The following is a 16,698-nucleotide window of genomic DNA, read 5'->3' on the forward strand; positions in this document are numbered from 1 at the left end:
GTCAAAACTGCCGGTATTTCGCAAATGGCAGGCCATGCTTCGCAACATATTCGTTTTGCTCCGCGATCGCCTCGGCGTTTTCAATTCGCCAAAGTCTTTCGCGTTCTTCGCGAGGCAGCGTTTCATCGCTTGTCTTTTGATCGACGGCCTGGACTTTGCCACCCTTGTTGGGATCGGCATCTGCGCCTGCCGCCGATCCAGGCTTTCCGGTTGCTCGGCTTTCATTCTTCATGGCAGAACCTCCCTACAAATGCCGGCACATTGGCGCTGGCATCATACCTTGCGCAGTCTAGGCGATACACCCGGGAAATGCGACGCCCGGGCTACTGACGGGCTTTCGTTCTCCTTGGACGACTGATAGAGCCCGACCACTTCTCCTCCGTCATGCTCGGGCTTGTCCCGAGCATCTGCAGCCGGTTGATACGTTGGCAGATCCTCGGCACAAGGCCGAGGATGACGGAGAATAAAGAGCGAGGCTTGTCAACAAGCCAAGGAGACCCAGGTCTTGTCGTCAAAAAAGGCTCTGCGAAAGCCTATTCGTCGCCCATCTTCAACGCTGCGATGAAGGCTTCCTGCGGAATCTCCACCTTGCCGAACTGGCGCATGCGCTTCTTGCCGGCCTTCTGCTTGTCGAGCAGCTTGCGCTTGCGGGTGGCGTCGCCGCCGTAGCATTTCGCGGTCACATCCTTGCGCAGCGCCGAGATCGTCTCGCGGGCGATGACGTTGCCGCCGATCGCCGCCTGGATCGGGATCTTGAACATGTGCTTCGGGATCAGCTCCTTGAGCTTCTCGCACATGTCGCGGCCGCGCTTTTCGGCCGCCGTCCGGTGCACCATCATCGACAGCGCGTCGACCGGCTCGCCGTTGACGAGGATCGACATCTTCACCAGGTTGCCCTCGCGGTGGTCGGTGAGGGTATAGTCGAAGGAGGCATAACCCTTCGAGATCGACTTCAGCCGGTCGTAAAAATCGAAGACGACTTCGTTGAGCGGCAGGTCGTAGGTCAGCATCGCACGCGTGCCGACATAGGTCAGTTCGATCTGAATGCCGCGCCGGTCCTGGCAGAGCTTCAGAATGCCACCGAGATAATCGTCAGGCGTCAGGATCGTCGCGCGGATCCACGGCTCGTGGATTTCCGAGATCTTCACGACATCAGGCATGTCGGCCGGGTTGTGCAGCTCGCGCTCCGTGCCGTCGGTCATGAACATCTTGTAGACGACGGAGGGTGCGGTGGCGATCAGGTCGAGGTCGAACTCGCGCTCCAGCCGCTCCTGGATGATTTCGAGATGCAGCAAGCCGAGGAAGCCGCAGCGGAAGCCGAAGCCGAGGGCGGCCGACGATTCCATTTCGAAGGAGAAGGAGGCGTCGTTGAGGCGAAGCTTGCCCATGGCGGCGCGCAGATCCTCGAAATCGGCGGCATCGACCGGGAAGAGGCCGCAGAACACCACCGGCTGCGCCGGCTTGAAGCCCGGCAGCGCTTGTGCGGTCGGCCGCTTGTCCTCGGTGATCGTATCGCCGACGCGGGTATCGGCCACTTCCTTGATCGAGGCGGTGATGAAGCCGATCTCGCCGGGGCCGAGGCTGTCGACATTGACCATCTTCGGCGTCAACACGCCGACGCGCTCCACCTGGTACTTCGCATCCGTGCCCATCATGCGGATCGTCTGACCCTTGGTCAAAACGCCGTCGATGATGCGCACGAGAACCATGACGCCGAGATAGGTGTCGTACCAGCTGTCGACCAGCAGCGCCTTCAGCGGCGCTTTGTCGCCGCCCGGGCTCTTCGGCGCCGGCAGCTTGTTGACGATCGCCTCCAGCACGTCGGGAATGCCGAGGCCTGTTTTGGCCGAAATCAGCACGGCCTCCGAAGCGTCGATGCCGATCACTTCCTCGATCTGCTCCTTGATGCGGTCGGGTTCGGCGGCCGGCAGGTCGATCTTGTTGAGGACGGTGACGATCTCGTGATTGTTGTCGATCGCCTGATAGACGTTGGCGAGCGTCTGCGCCTCGACGCCCTGGCTGGCGTCGACGACCAGCAGCGAGCCCTCGCAGGCCGACAGCGACCGCGAGACTTCATAGGCGAAGTCGACGTGGCCGGGCGTGTCGATCAGGTTGAGAATGTATTTCTCGCCATTATCAGCCTGGTAGTGCAGGCGCACCGTCTGGGCCTTGATGGTGATGCCGCGCTCGCGCTCGATATCCATATTGTCGAGCACCTGCTCGGACATTTCGCGCTCGGCAAGGCCGCCTGTCGTCTGGATCAGCCGGTCGGCCAGCGTCGATTTACCGTGGTCGATATGGGCCACGATCGAAAAGTTGCGGATATGGGACAGCGGAGTGGTCGAATTGGTGCTCATGCGCGCCATATAGCAGCGCCGCCCCCTGCCGCAAAGCGGTAATTATCCCGCTGTTTACGCTATTTTGCCAGCTGGCCGGGCGCGTCTCAGACCGGCCACGCCTCCAGCCGCCAGGCCGAATCCCAGAACATCCATTCATATTGCGAGGCGCGCACGAAGACATCCATCATCTCGGCGCGCTCCACCGGCGATGCGGCCCGGGCGGCAATATCGGTCAGCGCGATCACTTCGCGGGCGCCGGCGGCAAATTGCGGATCGCCATAGGTATTGATCCAGGCTTGGAAGGCATTGCCCTCGATTGCCGGCCGGCTCTTGATCGCCTCGCCGACATGCCAATAGATCCAGAAGCAGGGCAGGATGGAAGAAAGCGCCACGGCGTAGGAGCGGTGATAGGCCGTGGCAAGTAGAAAATTGGTATAGGCAAAGCAGGCAGGCGAGGGTTCGGCCGCTGTCACATCTTCGGAAGTGATGCCGAACTGGGTGAGGAAGCCGGCATGCAGGCCCTGCTCGACGGTGATCGCCTTCTGCGCCGAACCGAGGAAGCGCAGCACCTGCGCATTGTCGGGCGCCTTGGCCGCGACGATCGCCAGGCATCGCGCATAATGTTTGAGGTAAAGCGCATCCTGCAGAATGTAGTGCCGGAAAACCTCAGGCGGCAGCGTGCCGTCCGAAAGGCGCGTGAGCAACGGCAGCACCTCGATCTCGGCCATGATGGGCGCGATCCTGTCCCAGGCGGCGGCGGTGAAGCTTTCCGTCAGTTCCGTGCTCTGCGTGCCGGCGTCCATCACTCTCTCCCATCTGAATTGCGCTGCCATATATCGGCGACGCCGAGGCGAAAGCAAGATCGAGCGCCGACCGCCTGAAGAGTGTTGATTCCATCATCAGATAATGTATTTCTCTTATAGTAGAATCATGGATCGGACGATGGAACAGGAACTCGAACTGGCAATCGGCATCCGTATCCGCACGCTGCGGCTGGACAAAGGATTGACCCTTGACGATCTTGCCACCGCTTCCGGCGTCAGCCGGGCGATGATTTCGCGCATCGAACGGGCGGAGGCGAGCCCCACCGCCTCGCTGCTGGCAAGGATCTGTGCTGCGCTCGGCCTGTCTCTCTCGGCCTTCTTCGCGGAGGAGGGAGAGCAGGCCTCGCCGCTGGCCCGCCGGCAGGAGCAGCAGGTCTGGCGCGATCCGGAGACCGGTTATCTCAGGCGTGCGGTCTCGGCGCCCGGTACCGCTTCCGATGTCGATATCGTCGAGGTCGAATTCCCCTCCGGCGCCCGCGTCAGCTTTCCGCCACACGCGGCATCCCATGGCATGACGCAGCATATTTGGCTGTTCGACGGCGAGCTGGAGATGACGGCGGGCGAGGTGGTCTACCGGCTGCGCCCCGGCGATTGCCTCTTCATGCCGGTCGGCGAAGGCCATGTCTTTCACAATCCCGGCAACGCGCCGGCGCGCTATTGCGTCGTGCTCGATCGCGGCGGCCGCTAACAGCTTCATTTCAGGAGAAGACCATGCCCGATATTCGTACCCTTTCCGCCGAGGAGGCGCGCGCCGCCATCCCCGCTCTTTCAGAGGTGCTTGCCGATTGCGTTGCCGGCGGCGCCTCCGTCGGCTTCATGCAGCCCTATGGGCCTGAAGAGGCCGAACTCTACTGGCGCGATGTCGCCGATGCGGTCGGGGCGGGCGGCAATTTGCTGCTGGTTGCCGAACTGGAGGGTCGGATCGTCGGCACGGTGCAGGTGGGGGCCGCGCAGATGCCGAATCAGCCGCATCGCGGCGATCTGAAGAAGCTGCTGGTGCACCGCTCCGCCCGCGGGCGTGGCCTCGCCCGGCGGCTGATGCAGGCCGCCGAACGTGAGGCGGTCAACAGCGGCAAGACCCTGCTGGTGCTCGATACGGCAACCGGCAGCGATGCCGAGGCGATCTATCCGCGCCTGGGCTGGCAGCGCGTCGGCGTCATCCCCGATTATGCGCTGTGGCCTCAAGGTGGCTTCTGCGACACCACGCTGTTCTACAAGCGGCTCGCCTGATTGCGCCGGCCCCGGCTCATCTCAGATGACTCATCCCGGATGGCTGAATGCGGAAAGCGTCTCGCGCAGCCTGGCGCCCGCTGTCCATCGTGCCGCGTTCCAGCCGAATTGCCGCGCAGCTTCGATATTTTCCGCCACATCGTCGATGAAGCCGATCTCGCCGGGCAGGACGCCGGCACGCTCGGTCGCCAGCCGGAAAAAGTCCGGCGAAGGTTTGCTGTGTCCGAGTGCCGCGGAATAGAGGATGTCGTCGAAATGCGCGTTAAGACCCAGCTGCTCCATCAGGTAGCGCGCCCGCCGATGCTCCTGGTTGGTCGCCAGGAACAGCGTGATGCCGCTTTGCCGGAGCGCAGCGAGATCTGCCAGGAGATCGCGGTCGAGGCGGGAATCGTTTTCGAACCAATAATCGATCAGCGTTTTAGCGCTGAGATGCGGCGCGATCTTTTCCAGCACTTTGGCGAGGCTGGGCGCCAACGGCTCACGGCCGATAATGATATTGCCCCAGCAGGTCTGGAAGAATTCCTGCTGCAGCAGGTCGAGGCGCAGCCCGAGATCACGTTCAAGATAAGTGAAATGCGGCAGGCCGTCGGCCGGCCGGCCATGAATAAGCACGCCGTCGACATCGACCATCAGCACTTTCATACGGAAAATTTCCTCGTTCTCAAGAGAGCGGCGAAGATGGCGTTGTTGCCCTGGATGATCAAGAGATCGCCGCGCCGCTTTTTTGTCGCGGCAACCCCGTGTAAATCTCGACTTTCAATCAAGGGCAGGATCTGAAATGCGCGTCATTTATTCCGAAGACCACAAGCTGCGCGATGCCAGGACCGAACTCTATGCCGGCCATCTGGTGACGCCTTTCGAGGCGCCGTTCCGGGCGGAATGGATCCTGGCGGCGGTGAAGGAGGCGGGCTTTGCCGATGTCGTGGCGCCCGATGCGCACGGGCTTGAAACGGCTGAAAAGGTGCATGATCCGGCCTATCTCGATTTTCTCGCCACGGTCTGGGATCGCTGGGTGGCGGCCGGGTTCGAAGGGGAGGCGATCGCCAATTCCTTCCCGGTGCGCCGCACCAGCCAGCGCGTGCCCGACAATATCGTCGGCGCGATCGGCCATTATGCCAATGCCGCCGATACCTCGATCACCAAAGGCTCCTATGAGGCGGCGATCGCCTCGATGCGCTGCGCGGTGACGGGCGCCGACTGGCTGGGAGAGGGCAATCGTTTCGCCTTCGCGCTCTGCCGCCCGCCCGGCCACCATGCCGGCATCGACCTCTTCGGCGGCTACTGCTTCATCAACAATTCGGGTGTGGCGGCGCAGCGGCTGCTCGATGGCGGTGCGAAAAAGGTCGCCGTGCTCGATGTTGATTTCCACCATGGCAACGGCACCCAGGATCTCTTCTATCACAGAGGCGATGTCTTCACCGCCTCGCTGCACGGCGATCCCATGCAGGCCTTTCCCTATTTCCTCGGCCATGCCGACGAGGAAGGCGAGGGGACGGGCGCCGGCGCCAACCGCAACTATCCGATGCCGCCGGGCACGCCCTGGGAGATCTGGTCTTCGGCCCTTGCCGATGCGCTTGCCCGTATCAAGGCCTTCGGCGCCGAGGCGATCGTCGTGGCGCTCGGCGTTGATACTTTCGAGCGCGATCCGATCTCCTTCTTCAGCCTCACCTCCGACGATTTCACCCGCATGGGAGCGATGATCGCTTCTGCCGGCCTGCCGGTGCTCGTCTGCATGGAGGGCGGCTACGGCGTGCCGGAAATCGGCCCCAACGTTGCCAACGTGCTCAAAGGTCTGGAGGCCTGATTGCTTGGTATGACCGACGAGACCGTTCCGTCCGATATCCCGACACCCCGCATGCTGAGTTGGGCGCGCAACTCCGCCATCTATCGCCTGGAGCGGCGGATGATGACGGAAAAGCAGCTCTTTGACGCCATCATCCGCAAGGCCAAGGAGAAGTTCGAGGATATCAGCGCGGGCCAGCTCAAGGCCGTTGCCGATTTCGCCGTCAAATTTGCCTATGACAACAAGGTGCTCGATGACGGCGCCTATGCCGAGATCAGCACGCGCTCTGCCGTGCGCGGCGGCAAATCGAAGCGCGCGATCGCCCAGAAGCTGACAGCGAAGGGCGTCTCCGGCGACAAGGTCGAGGCGGCACTCGAGGCGGCGGATGATCTCTATGCCGCGGCGATATTCGCCCGCAAGCGCGCCTTCGGCCCGTTCCGCCGGGTCGAGCTTGACGACAAGCGGAAGGCCAAGGAACTCTCCGCCTTCGCCCGCAATGGCTTCAGCTTCGAGATCGGCAAGAAGGTCTTCGACATGAGCTTCGAAGAGGCTGAAGAGATGATCCTCGCAGGCCGCCTCTGATGCATCAGGCCTTTTGCTGCCTGGATCAGAAGTTTGAATTTGTCGGTTGCAAATGACCTTCGTATGAAGAGCCCGCAATCGGAGGCGGACATGGAAAACAGAACCAACGACAGTGCCGGCGTGCTGGCAATCGAAGGACCTGCAACATCCGGCGGCTTGGCGGCCGGCGGGCTGATGTGCCTGCTGTCCATGTCCTCGATCCAGTTCGGCGCCGCACTTTCCTCCTCCGCCATCGCCACCTATGGACCTGCCGGCGCCAGCTGGCTGCGCCTTGCCTTTGCCGCCCTCATCCTGGCCGTCGCCGTCCGTCCGCGCATATTCAGCTATTCCAGGGAGCAATGGACAAGCGCTCTGGTTCTCGGCACGACCACGGCGCTGATGACCATGAGTTTCTTCGCGGCGATCGAGCGCATTCCGCTCGGTCTCGCCGTGGCGATCGATTTTCTCGGTCCGCTTTCGGTCGCGACCATCGGCTACGGGCTTGGCCGGCGTCTGGTCTGGCCGCTCATTGCCGCGCTCGGCGTTCTGGCTCTTGCTCATGATGGTGAAGGCTGGGTTGGGAATATACCGGGCATTCTCTTCGCCTGCGGCGCCGGAACCGGCTGGGCGATCTATATCGTGCTCACCAAGAAGATCGGCGCAAGCTTCAAGGGGCTGGAAGGGCTTTCCATGTCGCTGATGGTTGCTGCTGTCGTGGCGACACCTTTCGGCTTCGCAGGTGCCGTGCCGGCGCTCGATAGCTACGGCCTGATCGAAATGGCAGGCCTTGCCATTCTCGTGCCGCTGCTGCCCTACACGCTGGAGCTGATTGCCCTGCGGCGCATGCCGACAACTTCCTTCGGCATCCTGATGAGCCTCGAGCCGGCCATTGCGGCTCTTGCGGGCTTTGCCATTCTGACGCAGCCAATGACCCTTCTGCAGATGGCCGGAACGGCTCTGGTCGTCGCCGCAAGCGCCGGCGCCACCTTTGCCGCCAAGCAGTAAGGGATCAGCCCGTCTTCCTCGTCGGGTCGTCGAGGGCGGGATTGTAGAACAGCGAGAGCGTCAGGCTTTTGGCGATCCGCTCGGCCGTCGCCATGAACCAGGCCTTTGCCTCCGGCGTTGGCGCGATATCGTCGAGTGTTGCGGCAAACAGCGACAGCCACTTCGGAAAGAGATCGGGCGTCAGGTTCTGCACACCGGTATGCGCCTGCACCGGCTTGCCACCATAGGCGCCGCTGCGGAAGGCGACCGCCGACCAGAAGCTCTTCATCTTCGTCATATGCGCCGGCCAGCGGCCGGAGAGCCTGGCGTCGAACACCTGGCCGAGATCGGGATCCGCAAGCACTCTGGTGTAAAAGGTCTCGACCAGCCTGCCGATAAAGGCCTCGTCGACGCCCATTTCCCGCATCTCGGCCTCCGCCCTTTCGCGGATCGCCGCGATATGGGCAGGGCGCCCCTGAATCTCATTGTCCATTGCAAAACCCCGGCGCCGCGTGATGCGGCGCTCACTCATATAGGTGTTTAACACAGCGAGCCAAAGTCAGCGGTGCCCGCTTGCGGCAATCTGTCAGCCCAGGCGCTTCAATCACTTCTCACGCCCTTGACCGCCACTGCCTCCTTCTTTAGATTTAGAATAATTCTAAATTTGGAGAGAGTCATGCTGGCGCGGTTTTTCAGATCCTCGAAACGATCTTTCGAATCGCTGTCCGAGCAGGAGATTCTGGCGCTGGCGATCGCCTCCGAGGAAGACGATGCCCGCATCTATCTCGCCTATGCCGACAGATTGCGAAGTGAATTTCCGGCCTCGGCCAAAGTCTTCGAAGATATGGCCGAGGTCGAGGACACCCATCGCAAGTCGCTGTTCGAAATCCATCGCCAGCGTTTCGGCGAGCGCATTCCGCTGATCCGGCGTGAACATGTCGAGGGCTTCTACGAGCGCAAGCCCGACTGGCTCAGGGCAAATCTTACCCTGGATGCGATGCGCCGGGAAACCGAGGCGATGGAGGAGCAGGCCTATCGTTTCTATCTCGAGGCGGCAAAACGCACCTCGGATGCCTCGACGCGCGAGCTTCTCGGCGATCTCGCCCTTGCCGAACAGGGGCATGAGGATATCGCCCGCATGCTGGGCGACAAACATACGCCCGAAGATGTCAAGCATGACGAGAACGAGACGGTGCATCGGCAATTCGTGCTGACCTATGTGCAGCCGGGTCTTGCCGGGCTGATGGATGGCTCGGTCTCGACGCTGGCGCCGATCTTCGCCGCCGCCTTCGCCACCCAGGATACGTGGCAGACTTTCCTTGTCGGCCTTTCGGCCTCCGTCGGCGCCGGCATCTCGATGGGCTTCACCGAGGCCGCCCACGACGACGGCAAGATCTCCGGCAGGGGCTCGCCGGTCAAACGCGGCCTTGCCTGCGGCATCATGACGGCGCTCGGCGGTCTCGGCCACGCGCTGCCTTATCTGATCCCGCACTTCTGGACCGCGACGATCACCGCCGCGATCATCGTCTTCTTCGAACTCTGGGCAATCGCCTTCATCCAGAACCGTTACATGGAAACCCCTTTCCTGCGCGCCGCCTTCCAGGTGGTCCTCGGCGGCGGCCTGGTGCTCGGCGCGGGGATTTTGATCGGCAATGGGTGAGGCGCGGTCGGGCGCAGCCCGAGCAATCGATCCAGTGAATCGATTGCAGCAGCGAACGCCCGGAACCATGCGAAGGGCCGGGAAACGGTACGGCAAACCAATACCTTACTCATGCGAGGGTGCAGCACAGCGATCAGCCCCTTGTGAGGGCCGGAGCGCCTCCGCAGCACCTCTCAAAAGAAAAAGGCCGGCTTTCGCCGGCCTTTTTCCCCACATCCCCCGGAAATCCTTACCGTAGCGCGCCGACCAGAACGTCGCGGCCGTTTTCGATGGTGACCCAGCGGCCGGCATTGTAGCTCGACTGGCGCTTGACGAAGGAATAAGGCGTCGCAAACCACGGCTTGACCTCTGCGGCGAGGTTGTCGAGCACGAAGTCGCCCTCGGCGCTGCGCAGCGTCAGCACAGCATGGCCTTCACCATCCGGCTTGCGCACGACGGTCATCAGCAGATCGGCGGCCGAAAAGCCGCGCTGGATCAGCATGCGGCGCTTCAGGAGAGCGAAATCCTCGCAGTCGCCGGCAGTGGTCGGATAGGCCCAGACCTCATCCTTGCCGTAGATTTCCTTGTCGGTCATTGGCGTGATCGTGCGGTTGACGGTGGCGTTGACCGAACGCACCAGCGACCACTTTGCCGGCGTCATCTCGACCGGACCGGAATTGCGGTTTGCCCCGCATTCGCTGCGGTGGATCTGACAGAAATCATAGTGGCCGATCGGCTGGGATGTGGCATTGCCCGTTACCATGGAAGCATTTCTGCTGGGGGCCGGTATGGCGGCCGTCGCCATCGCAAACATGGCCATCATGGCCACAAAAATACCCTTCATCCGCACGCCCGCTCTTCCTCGCATCGCCCCTTATTTATTAACAAAGTGTTAATGGAGAGGGCCGAGAAGAGTCAATCGTTACTTCTTGGGAGCGCCTTACGACTCGCCGACATGGTTAAAATGCAACGGGTTGGGCACTTGCGTCGGGGGATTTTTTTGGCCGGTGCCGTTCAAACGGGCATCTGCCTGTTTGTCGATGAACGGATGATGCCTTTGACGGCGGCAAGCAGAAGCGCGATATCGCCTGGGCGGGAAAGGCGGTGATCGCCGTCGCGGACGAAGGTCAGCACCACGTCGTCGGCGGGAAGATGCTCCATAAGTTTCATCGCATGCGCATGCGGCACGTCGGCGTCTTTCATGCCCTGGAGGATATGCACCGGGCAGCCCGTTTCGATGATGCCGTCGAGCACCCGGTTGTCGCGGCCGTCCTCGATCAGCGCTCTGGTATAGATGTTCGGCTCGGGGCTATATTGCGACCGTTCTTCGAAATAGCCGCGCTCGGCAAGCGACTTGCGCTCCTTCGCCTTGAGGTTCGGCTCGATCAGCTCGGAGGTGAAATCGGGGGCCGGCGCAATCAGCACCATTCCTTCGAGTTTTGGGCCTTCGAGCTTCGGGCCGTCCCGCCGTTGGAGTTCCTGCGCCAGCCTGAGCGCGATCCAGCCGCCCATCGAGGAGCCGACCAGGATCACCCGGTCGGGGGCGACATGGCGGATGACGGCCAGCGACTCCTCCAGCCAGCGCGAGATCGTGCCTTCGCGGAAGCTGCCGCCCGAGAGCCCGTGGCCTGAATAGTCGAGGCGGATGCAGGCGAGCCCAAGCTCCGCCGCCAGGCCGTCGAGTTCCACGGCCTTGGTGCCGCTCATATCGGAGCGATAGCCGGATAACCAGACGAGTGTTGGTGCGTCGCTGCCGGTTTGCGCCGGGCGGACGATGATAGCGATATCACGCGCCGCCTCACCTTCGCCGACCGTCAGGAACTGCGGCTGGGCATTCAGCATCTGATCGGACATCGGCGAAACTCCTGTTATTTTGGCCTATAAAACAGATTCTTGGCAGGCTGACAGCGGGTGATTTTTCCGCTAAAGGATGATATTGACTCCGTTGCAGCGATGACGCGACACGTTTGTGCACCCCGATATGGGAGCGCGAGGCTGCAACATTCCGAAACAACGCGAGGAGAATACGACCATTCGCAGACCTTTTAAAACCGACGCGCCCGTGAAGGACGGACCGCGCTCGAACCGTGAAATCCGCATTCCCAAAGTTCAGCTGATCGGGGCTGACGGCGAGAATATGGGCGTCGTGCCTACCGACCAGGCCTTGAGAATGGCTGAGGAAGCCGGCCTCGATCTCGTCGAAATTTCCCCGAATGTCGAACCGCCTGTGTGCAAGATCCTCGATCTGGGCAAGCTGAAATATGCCAACCAGAAGAAGGCTGCCGAGGCGCGCAAGAAGCAGAAGATCGTCGAAGTCAAAGAAATCAAGATGCGCCCCAATATCGACACCCATGATTATGAGGTGAAGATGAAGGCGATGGGTCGCTTCTTCGACGAAGGCGACAAGGTCAAGGTGACGCTGAAGTTCCGCGGCCGTGAAATGGCCCACCAGGAGCTCGGCATGAAGCTGCTGCAGCAGGTCAAGGCCGATACGACCGAGTTCGCCAAGGTCGAAGCCGAGCCCAAGCTCGAAGGCCGCCAGATGATGATGGTGCTGGCGCCGAAGTAAGCGCCAGGCACTTTTTCGCCCCAAGGCCGTCCGCAAGGGCGGCTTTTGTGCTTCCGGCCCCGGGACTTTCGGCCCTGTATTTGAAGGGTGCGAAGATTCCTCCGTGGCCCCGTTGCACTTTCAGGACGCTGCGGTTATAAGCGCGCGTCCGAACTGACCGGCAGGGCATGCCGTGGCAGTTTCGAATGCTTGCGGAACGGTTCGTCACTGAAGCCGCAGATCAACAACAAACGCTCCCGCACCTTGTTGCGACGGCCGGAGAACCGGACTTCGCGAGAAGGGCTTTTTGATGAAGCGCGCAGGGAGGACAGAAGGAGTAGCAAAATGCCCAAGATGAAGACGAAGTCCTCTGCCAAGAAGCGGTTCAAGATCACCGCAACCGGCAAGGTCAAGGCTGCCGCTGCCGGCAAACGCCATGGCATGATCAAGCGTACCAACAAGTTCATTCGCGATGCACGTGGCACCATGGTTCTCGCAGAACCGGATGGCCGCAAGGTTATCAAGAATTACCTGCCGAACGGTCTCTGAGACTCGTCCGCGAACGCTAGATTTAAGGAGATCATGATATGGCACGTGTAAAAAGAGGCGTCACCGCCCACGCCAAGCATAAGAAGGTTCTGAAGGCCGCCAAGGGCTTTTACGGCCGCCGCAAGAACACCATCCGCACCGCAAAGGCTGCGGTCGATCGTTCGAAGCAGTACGCTTACCGCGACCGCAAGGTCAACAAGCGCAACTTCCGTGCGCTCTGGATCCAGCGCATCAACGCCGCTGTCCGCGAATTCGGCCTGACCTACGGCCGCTTCATCGACGGCCTGAACAAGGCCGGCATCGAAGTCGACCGCAAGGTTCTCTCCGACATGGCGATCCACGAGCCGGAAGCATTCGGCGCGCTCGTCAATGCTGCCAAGAAGGCTCTTGAGTATCTCAAGGAAGCCGGTACGGCCAACGAGTTTGAAGGCGCGGTCCGTTGAGCCGCGCGCGTTCGTAAGAACGCGCATAAGCTGGCTCAACTGCTTAAAGTGACGCATCTACCTTTCGAGCGGGCGGCGCCCGCTCGGGACATGCGTTACCAGCGCTTCCCAAGCTTTGAATTTATGATTTTGGGAAACCCGCGCTGGTTTGGGCTAGCGCGGGTTTTTCTTTCTTTATATTCCTTGCGCCGGCCGGCGCCTCCTGCCTCCCGATCGCCCGCCTGATACTGGACGGAAAGAAGTGACAATGTCAGATATCGACCAGCTCAACGCATCGCTGCTCGCCGAAATCGCCGCCGCCAACGACGAGGCGGCCCTGGAAGCCGTACGCGTTTCCGCCCTCGGCAAGAAAGGCTCCGTCTCCGAACTGTTGAAGACGCTCGGCGCGATGACGCCGGAAGAACGCCAGACCAGGGGCGCTGCAATCAACGTTCTGAAGAATGCCGTGACCGAGGCGCTCGCCGCCCGCAAGGCGACGCTCCGCCAAGAGGCAATCAATGCGCGGCTGAAGGCTGAAACCGTCGACGTCAGCCTGCCGGTACGCTCGTCGCCCGCCGAGCGTGGCCGCATCCATCCGATCAGCCAGATCGTCGACGAGATCACCGCGATCTTCGCCGATATGGGCTTCTCGATCGCCGAGGGTCCCGACATCGAGACTGATTACTACAATTTCACCGCGCTGAATTTCCCCGAAGGCCACCCGGCCCGCGAGATGCACGACACCTTCTTCTTTAACCCGGATGAGAATGGCGAGCGCAAGGTGCTGCGCACCCATACCTCGCCGGTGCAGGTGCGCACCATGGAAGCGCAGAAGCCGCCGATCCGCATCATCATTCCCGGCAAGACCTACCGCCAGGACTCGGACGCCACGCATTCGCCGATGTTCCACCAGGTCGAAGGCCTGGTCATCGACAAGAAGGCCAATGTCGCCAATATCCGCTGGGTGCTCGAGGAGTTCTGCAAGACCTTCTTCGAGGTCGACAGCGTGACGATGCGTTTCCGCCCGTCCTTCTTCCCCTTCACCGAACCCTCCTTCGAGGTCGATATCCAGTGCGACCGCTCCGGCCCGATCGTCAAGTTCGGCGAAGGCACGGACTGGATGGAGATCCTCGGCTGCGGCATGGTCCACCCGAACGTGCTGCGCTACGGCGGCCTCGATCCGGATGAATATCAGGGTTTTGCCTGGGGCATGGGCCTCGACCGCATCGCCATGCTGAAATACGGCATGCCCGACCTGCGAGACTTCTTCAACGCCGACGTCCGCTGGATGACGCATTACGGCTTCCGCCCGCTCGACATGCCGACGCTGTTCGGCGGCCTCAGCGCTTGAACGGAGAATTGGGACGATGAAATTCACGCTCTCCTGGCTGAAAGAGCATCTGGAAACGGATGCCGGCCTCGATGAAATCTGCACGCGCCTCACCGAGATCGGTCTGGAGGTCGAGGATGTCGACGACAAGGCGGCGTTCAAGCCCTTCGTCATCGCCAAAGTTGTCTCGGCGGAAAAACATCCGCAGGCCGACCGCCTGAAGGTGCTGATGGTCGACACCGGCGCCGGCGCGCCGGTCCAGGTCGTCTGCGGCGCGCCGAATGCGCGCGCCGGCCTTGTCGGCGCCTTCGCGGCACCCGGAACCTATGTTCCCGGCATCGATGTGACGCTTGCCGTCGGCAATATCCGCGGCGTCGAAAGCCGTGGCATGATGTGCTCCGAAAAGGAACTGCAGATCTCCGACAGCCACGACGGCATCATCGATCTGCCCGAAGATGCGCCTGTCGGCACGAGTTACGCGGCCTACGCTCATCTCGACGACCCGGTCATCGAAATCAACCTGACGCCGAACCGGCCGGACTGCACCTCGATCCACGGCATTGCCCGCGATCTCGCCGCTTCCGGCCTCGGCACACTGAAGACCCGGCCGGCGCCGTCCTTCGCCGTCGAAGGCGGGACGCCGGTGAAGCTGACGCTCGATCTCGACGATGCCAAGCTCTGCCCGGGTTTTGCGCTGCGGCTAGTGCGCGGCGTCAAAAACGGCCCGAGCCCGCGCTGGATGCAGCAGCGGCTGATCGCCATCGGCCTGCGCCCGATCAACGCGCTGGTCGATGTCACCAATTACATGACCTTCGACCAGGGCCGGCCGATCCACGTCTTCGATGCCGCCAAGATCAAGGGCAACCTCACCGTCCGCCGCGCCGCCGAAGGCGAGACCGTGCTGGCGCTCGATCAGCGTGAATATAAGCTCGGTCCGAACAATGTCGTCATCTCCGATGAGGACGGCATCGAATCGATCGGCGGCATCATGGGCGGCGAACATTCCGGCTGCGACGAGAACACCGTCGACGTGCTGATCGAATCGGCCCTCTGGGATCCGATGAACATCGCCAAATCGGGCCGCAGCCTCGGCATCATCACCGATGCCCGCTACCGCTTCGAGCGCGGCGTCGATCCGGACTATATGGTTCCCGGTCTCGAACGCACGACGGAACTGGTGCTGGAACTCTGCGGCGGCACGGCCGCCAGAGCCGAGGTCGTCGGCTACAAGGGCTACGAGCCGAAGATCGTTGATTTCCCCTATTCCGAGGTCAAGCGCCTGACAGGGCTCGACGTCTCGGATGAGGAAAGCAACGTCATCCTGACCCGCCTCGGCTTCACGGTCTCCGGCTCCGGCGAGCGTGTCTCCGTCGCCGTTCCTTCCTGGCGTCCCGATGTCGACGGCAAGGCGGATCTCGTCGAGGAGGTCATGCGCATCCACGGCGTCGACAATATCAAGCCGGCGCCGCTCGAAAGCCATGCTGTTGTCAACGGCAAGATCCTGACGACGCTGCAGATCCGCACCCGCCTCGCCAAGCGGGCGCTGGCTTCGCGCGGCATGCTCGAAGCCGTCACCTGGTCCTTCATTCCGGAAGATCAGGCCAAGCTCTTCGGCGGTGGTTCGCCAGCCCTCAAGCTTGCCAATCCGATCGCCGCCGAAATGTCGGATATGCGCCCCTCGCTGCTGCCGGGCCTGCTGACCGCAGCCCAGCGCAATGCCGACAAGGGTTACGCCGACGTCGCTCTCTTCGAAGTCTCCGGCACCTATGAGAACGACAGGCCGGACGGTCAGCGCCGCGTTGCCGGCGGCATCCGCCGCGGCACGGCCTCGCTTGCCGGCGCCGGCCGCGCCTGGGCGAACGCCGCCAAGGGCGGCGGCAAGCCGGTCGATGTCTTCGACGCCAAGGCCGATGCGCTCGCCGTCATCGAAGCCTGCGGGCTGCCGATGGGCAATATCCAGATCGAGCAGGGCGGGCCGGAATGGTATCATCCCGGCCGCTCCGGCACGATCAAGATGGGGCCGAAGGTCATACTCGGCTATTTCGGTGAGTTCCATCCGCTGACGCTGGAGGCGCTCGATGTCTCCGGCGCGCTCTGCGGTTTCGAGGTCTATCTCGATGCCATGGCCGAGCCGAAGAAGAAGGCGACCCGCACCAAGCCGGCGCTCGATCTTTCGCCTTTCCAGGCGGTCAAGCGCGACTTCGCCTTCGTCGTCGACAAGACCGTGGAAGCGGGCGCCATCATCAAGGCTGCGACAAGCGCCGACCGCAAGCTGGTCACCGGCGTCAATGTCTTCGACATCTTCGAAGGCGCTTCCGTCGGCGAGGGCAAGAAGTCGGTGGCGATCGAGGTACAGATCCAGCCGGCCGAGCGCACGCTGACGGATGAGGACTTCGAGGCGCTGACGCAGAAGATCGTCGCCAGCGTGACAAAATTCACCGGCGGCGTTCTCAGAAGCTGATCCCGTCGGCCTTCACCAAAAACAACGG

At 62.1% G+C, this 16,698-nt stretch carries 18 protein-coding genes; 11 read left to right on the top strand and 7 right to left on the bottom strand.

The genetic code is table 11. The annotated features are described in order from the left end of the window. Position 1: 1 nt before the first annotated feature. The 3 genes from BBJ66_RS01200 to tenA all read right to left on the bottom strand — a co-directional run bounded on the left by BBJ66_RS01200 (position 2) and on the right by tenA (position 3,142). Positions 2 to 232: a type II toxin-antitoxin system CcdA family antitoxin gene (locus BBJ66_RS01200; RefSeq protein ID WP_071084398.1), complete on the bottom strand. Its 231-nt coding sequence runs from the start codon at positions 230 to 232 to the stop codon at positions 2 to 4. Positions 233 to 533: 301 nt separating this feature from the next. After that, positions 534 to 2,366, bottom strand: a complete 1,833-nt coding sequence (gene lepA / locus BBJ66_RS01205; RefSeq protein ID WP_071084400.1) for a translation elongation factor 4 — start codon at positions 2,364 to 2,366, stop codon at positions 534 to 536. 77 nt (positions 2,367 to 2,443) lie between these two features. After that, positions 2,444 to 3,142, bottom strand: coding sequence for a thiaminase II (gene tenA, locus BBJ66_RS01210; protein ID WP_071084403.1), 699 nt, complete (start codon positions 3,140 to 3,142; stop codon positions 2,444 to 2,446). Positions 3,143 to 3,281: 139 nt separating this feature from the next. Here tenA and BBJ66_RS01215 point away from each other — a divergent pair, with 139 nt between their 5' ends. Both BBJ66_RS01215 and BBJ66_RS01220 read left to right on the top strand, forming a co-directional pair. Next, positions 3,282 to 3,851 carry a helix-turn-helix domain-containing protein gene (locus tag BBJ66_RS01215; RefSeq protein ID WP_071084405.1) on the top strand — a complete coding sequence of 190 codons (570 nt, stop codon included), beginning with the start codon at positions 3,282 to 3,284 and terminating at the stop codon, positions 3,849 to 3,851. Positions 3,852 to 3,874: 23 nt separating this feature from the next. Further along, positions 3,875 to 4,393 carry a GNAT family N-acetyltransferase gene (locus BBJ66_RS01220; RefSeq protein ID WP_071084407.1) on the top strand — a complete coding sequence of 173 codons (519 nt, stop codon included), beginning with the start codon at positions 3,875 to 3,877 and terminating at the stop codon, positions 4,391 to 4,393. A gap of 30 nt (positions 4,394 to 4,423) precedes the next feature. Here the strand turns inward: BBJ66_RS01220 and BBJ66_RS01225 are convergent, their stop codons facing one another. Continuing rightward, positions 4,424 to 5,035 (bottom strand): HAD family hydrolase, encoded by a 612-nt coding sequence (locus BBJ66_RS01225; protein ID WP_071084409.1) that lies wholly within the window; start codon positions 5,033 to 5,035, stop codon positions 4,424 to 4,426. A 136-nt stretch (positions 5,036 to 5,171) separates the two neighbouring features. On the opposite strand from BBJ66_RS01225, the gene BBJ66_RS01230 reads away from it, so the two are divergent. From BBJ66_RS01230 to BBJ66_RS01240, 3 genes are all read left to right on the top strand, one after another. After that, positions 5,172 to 6,197, top strand: a complete 1,026-nt coding sequence (locus tag BBJ66_RS01230; protein WP_071084411.1) for a histone deacetylase family protein — start codon at positions 5,172 to 5,174, stop codon at positions 6,195 to 6,197. Between the two features lie 9 nt (positions 6,198 to 6,206). After that, the gene (recX, locus tag BBJ66_RS01235) at positions 6,207 to 6,758 is read left to right on the top strand and encodes a recombination regulator RecX (RefSeq protein WP_071084412.1); all 552 of its coding nucleotides are present in this window, start codon (positions 6,207 to 6,209) and stop codon (positions 6,756 to 6,758) included. Positions 6,759 to 6,848: 90 nt separating this feature from the next. Continuing rightward, entirely contained in the window at positions 6,849 to 7,742 is an 894-nt protein-coding gene (locus tag BBJ66_RS01240; RefSeq protein ID WP_071084414.1) for an EamA family transporter, read from the top strand. Positions 7,743 to 7,746: 4 nt separating this feature from the next. Here BBJ66_RS01240 and BBJ66_RS01245 read toward each other — a convergent pair whose 3' ends face one another. Beyond that, a complete protein-coding gene (locus BBJ66_RS01245) occupies positions 7,747 to 8,214 on the bottom strand; it encodes a group III truncated hemoglobin (protein ID WP_071084416.1) in 468 nt (155 codons plus the stop codon). A 183-nt stretch (positions 8,215 to 8,397) separates the two neighbouring features. On the opposite strand from BBJ66_RS01245, the gene mbfA reads away from it, so the two are divergent. Then, positions 8,398 to 9,381, top strand: coding sequence for an iron exporter MbfA (mbfA, locus tag BBJ66_RS01250; RefSeq protein ID WP_071084418.1), 984 nt, complete (start codon positions 8,398 to 8,400; stop codon positions 9,379 to 9,381). Positions 9,382 to 9,610: 229 nt separating this feature from the next. On the opposite strand, the gene BBJ66_RS01255 is transcribed toward mbfA, so the two are convergent. After that, the gene (locus BBJ66_RS01255) at positions 9,611 to 10,210 is read right to left on the bottom strand and encodes a transglutaminase-like cysteine peptidase (protein ID WP_064835900.1); all 600 of its coding nucleotides are present in this window, start codon (positions 10,208 to 10,210) and stop codon (positions 9,611 to 9,613) included. Between the two features lie 164 nt (positions 10,211 to 10,374). After that, complete coding sequence (locus BBJ66_RS01260) at positions 10,375 to 11,214, bottom strand: alpha/beta hydrolase (protein ID WP_071084420.1); 840 nt, start codon at positions 11,212 to 11,214, stop codon at positions 10,375 to 10,377. 178 nt (positions 11,215 to 11,392) lie between these two features. Here BBJ66_RS01260 and infC point away from each other — a divergent pair, with 178 nt between their 5' ends. The 5 genes from infC to pheT all read left to right on the top strand — a co-directional run bounded on the left by infC (position 11,393) and on the right by pheT (position 16,670). Beyond that, the gene (infC, locus tag BBJ66_RS01265; protein WP_012559640.1) at positions 11,393 to 11,929 is read left to right on the top strand and encodes a translation initiation factor IF-3; all 537 of its coding nucleotides are present in this window, start codon (positions 11,393 to 11,395) and stop codon (positions 11,927 to 11,929) included. Positions 11,930 to 12,253: 324 nt separating this feature from the next. Further along, a complete protein-coding gene (rpmI, locus tag BBJ66_RS01270; protein ID WP_003570998.1) occupies positions 12,254 to 12,457 on the top strand; it encodes a 50S ribosomal protein L35 in 204 nt (67 codons plus the stop codon). Between the two features lie 38 nt (positions 12,458 to 12,495). After that, positions 12,496 to 12,900, top strand: coding sequence for a 50S ribosomal protein L20 (rplT, locus tag BBJ66_RS01275; RefSeq protein WP_071084421.1), 405 nt, complete (start codon positions 12,496 to 12,498; stop codon positions 12,898 to 12,900). 247 nt (positions 12,901 to 13,147) lie between these two features. After that, positions 13,148 to 14,230, top strand: coding sequence for a phenylalanine--tRNA ligase subunit alpha (gene pheS, locus BBJ66_RS01280; protein ID WP_071084423.1), 1,083 nt, complete (start codon positions 13,148 to 13,150; stop codon positions 14,228 to 14,230). Between the two features lie 16 nt (positions 14,231 to 14,246). Next, complete coding sequence (pheT, locus tag BBJ66_RS01285) at positions 14,247 to 16,670, top strand: phenylalanine--tRNA ligase subunit beta (protein WP_071084425.1); 2,424 nt, start codon at positions 14,247 to 14,249, stop codon at positions 16,668 to 16,670. The last annotated feature ends 28 nt before the right edge of the window (positions 16,671 to 16,698 follow it).

It is taken from the genome of Rhizobium sp. RSm-3, assembly GCF_001854685.1.
Taxonomy (GTDB): Bacteria; Pseudomonadota; Alphaproteobacteria; order Rhizobiales; family Rhizobiaceae; genus Rhizobium; species Rhizobium ecuadorense.

Coding starts and splice junctions, on each gene's coding strand:
- BBJ66_RS01260 (WP_071084420.1), bottom strand. CDS start 11,214: ATGTCCGATCAGATGCTGAATGCCCAGCCGCAGTTCCTGACGGTCGGC.
- BBJ66_RS01220 (WP_071084407.1), top strand. CDS start 3,875: ATGCCCGATATTCGTACCCTTTCCGCCGAGGAGGCGCGCGCCGCCATC.
- BBJ66_RS01200 (WP_071084398.1), bottom strand. CDS start 232: ATGAAGAATGAAAGCCGAGCAACCGGAAAGCCTGGATCGGCGGCAGGC.
- pheT (WP_071084425.1), top strand. CDS start 14,247: ATGAAATTCACGCTCTCCTGGCTGAAAGAGCATCTGGAAACGGATGCC.
- tenA (WP_071084403.1), bottom strand. CDS start 3,142: ATGGACGCCGGCACGCAGAGCACGGAACTGACGGAAAGCTTCACCGCC.
- BBJ66_RS01230 (WP_071084411.1), top strand. CDS start 5,172: ATGCGCGTCATTTATTCCGAAGACCACAAGCTGCGCGATGCCAGGACC.
- pheS (WP_071084423.1), top strand. CDS start 13,148: ATGTCAGATATCGACCAGCTCAACGCATCGCTGCTCGCCGAAATCGCC.
- BBJ66_RS01215 (WP_071084405.1), top strand. CDS start 3,282: ATGGAACAGGAACTCGAACTGGCAATCGGCATCCGTATCCGCACGCTG.
- BBJ66_RS01225 (WP_071084409.1), bottom strand. CDS start 5,035: ATGAAAGTGCTGATGGTCGATGTCGACGGCGTGCTTATTCATGGCCGG.
- recX (WP_071084412.1), top strand. CDS start 6,207: ATGACCGACGAGACCGTTCCGTCCGATATCCCGACACCCCGCATGCTG.
- rpmI (WP_003570998.1), top strand. CDS start 12,254: ATGCCCAAGATGAAGACGAAGTCCTCTGCCAAGAAGCGGTTCAAGATC.
- rplT (WP_071084421.1), top strand. CDS start 12,496: ATGGCACGTGTAAAAAGAGGCGTCACCGCCCACGCCAAGCATAAGAAG.
- BBJ66_RS01245 (WP_071084416.1), bottom strand. CDS start 8,214: ATGGACAATGAGATTCAGGGGCGCCCTGCCCATATCGCGGCGATCCGC.
- lepA (WP_071084400.1), bottom strand. CDS start 2,366: ATGGCGCGCATGAGCACCAATTCGACCACTCCGCTGTCCCATATCCGC.
- mbfA (WP_071084418.1), top strand. CDS start 8,398: ATGCTGGCGCGGTTTTTCAGATCCTCGAAACGATCTTTCGAATCGCTG.
- BBJ66_RS01240 (WP_071084414.1), top strand. CDS start 6,849: ATGGAAAACAGAACCAACGACAGTGCCGGCGTGCTGGCAATCGAAGGA.